1 protein-coding gene and 2 pseudogenes are annotated in these 1265 nt (G+C 57.4%); 1 reads left to right on the top strand and 2 read right to left on the bottom strand.

What is annotated here, in order from left to right; translation table 11 throughout:
• Nucleotides 1-379, bottom strand: a pseudogene (locus tag AC1DXW_RS30890) (shikimate 5-dehydrogenase); the annotation flags it as partial.
• Nucleotides 380-624: 245 nt separating this feature from the next.
• Here AC1DXW_RS30890 and AC1DXW_RS30885 point away from each other — a divergent pair.
• The gene (locus AC1DXW_RS30885; RefSeq protein ID WP_477756003.1) at nt 625-990 is read left to right on the top strand and encodes a hypothetical protein; all 366 of its coding nucleotides are present in this window, start codon (nt 625-627) and stop codon (nt 988-990) included.
• A gap of 38 nt (nt 991-1028) precedes the next feature.
• On the opposite strand, the pseudogene AC1DXW_RS30880 reads toward AC1DXW_RS30885, so the two are convergent.
• Nucleotides 1029-1265, bottom strand: a pseudogene (locus tag AC1DXW_RS30880) (IS4 family transposase); the annotation flags it as partial.

Raw genomic sequence — 1265 nt, 5'->3', positions numbered from 1 at the left:
AGGCAAAGGTCGAGTCCTTGGGCACCTGGTGTTTTTCCAGCAACTGGGCCACGGCGATGTAATCGGTGTTGTAGGCCTTGAGATGACCGTCGGTGTTGACGATGGTGTTGATCGATTGAATGGCGGCGGCCGACGCGTCGAGTTCATCCACCAGGGCAATACAGGCTTCCTTGAACGGCATCGACACGCCACAGCCACGAATCCGCAGGGCACGAATGCCGGCAACGGCACCCGGCAGGTCCTGGCTGGCAAAGGCCTTGTAGTAAAAATTCAGGCCCAGCTGTTCATACAGATGATTATGAAAACGCAGACCAAAGTTCCCGGGGCGTCCTGAAAGGGACATGCACAGCTGGGTGTCTTTGTTGGGGTTCATCTGCATGGGGAAGCTCCTTCAAGTGCACTTTTCGGATGGACGGGATTAGCCCCCCATCGGGTTCTGATCGATCATATAAGCCTGATTACATGGACTTACACAGACCGGTAAGAAAGTCGGTACCGACCTTACACAAAATTTACCTAACGGCCGTGCTGATTCTCGAAAAAAGCTGTCTTAGAAGTATCCCCGCGACAATCCCTGGGTCTATTGCAGACACAGGCGCCGGGCTGAAGAACCGAGGAACTATCATGATCCGTAAAGTCCCCACAGTAGCCTTGCTGATCGGCGCCCTCGCTATCGCAGGACAGGCGCAAGCCCATGGTGGTGGTAATTACTGGCAGGGCCCGGCGGTGTTTGGCGCGATCGTCGGTACTGCCATTGTCGGCTCGGCCCTGATCAACGCCAACCGCCCGGTTTATGTCGCACCGCAACCGGTCTACTACCAGCCCGCGCCGGTTTATTACGCACCACCGCCTCCGGTTTACTACCAGCCGGCCCCGGTCTACGTGCAACAACCGATCTACTACCGTCCGGCTCCGGTGTACTACGGACCACCCCATGGTTACTACGGCCCGCCTCGCGGCTACTACGGCCATCACTACGGCCGCTGGTAACGGACTCATCAGGCCCCGCTGAAACAGCGTAATGCTGTTCACTTAAGCGGAGCAGCCTTACGGTCCACCGGAAACCGGGTTTTTGAAATTTTCACCGTCCTTGGCCTCGAAGGCCTTGGGCGGTGATCCAGAAACATTCCCCCAACACCTGCCCTTAACTCTGCCAATCGCCTCCCTGTGGCTGAAACCGGATTGGCCGCTGCCATCACGATCAGTTGGACGGCGATGTACTGGCAGGCCGGTTTGAAGCGGATGTCGCTGGGCGCTCGGCCAAA

The sequence above is a fragment of the Pseudomonas sp. P4_C4 genome (genome assembly GCF_056402055.1).
This window is presented reverse-complemented; position numbering and strand designations above follow the sequence as displayed.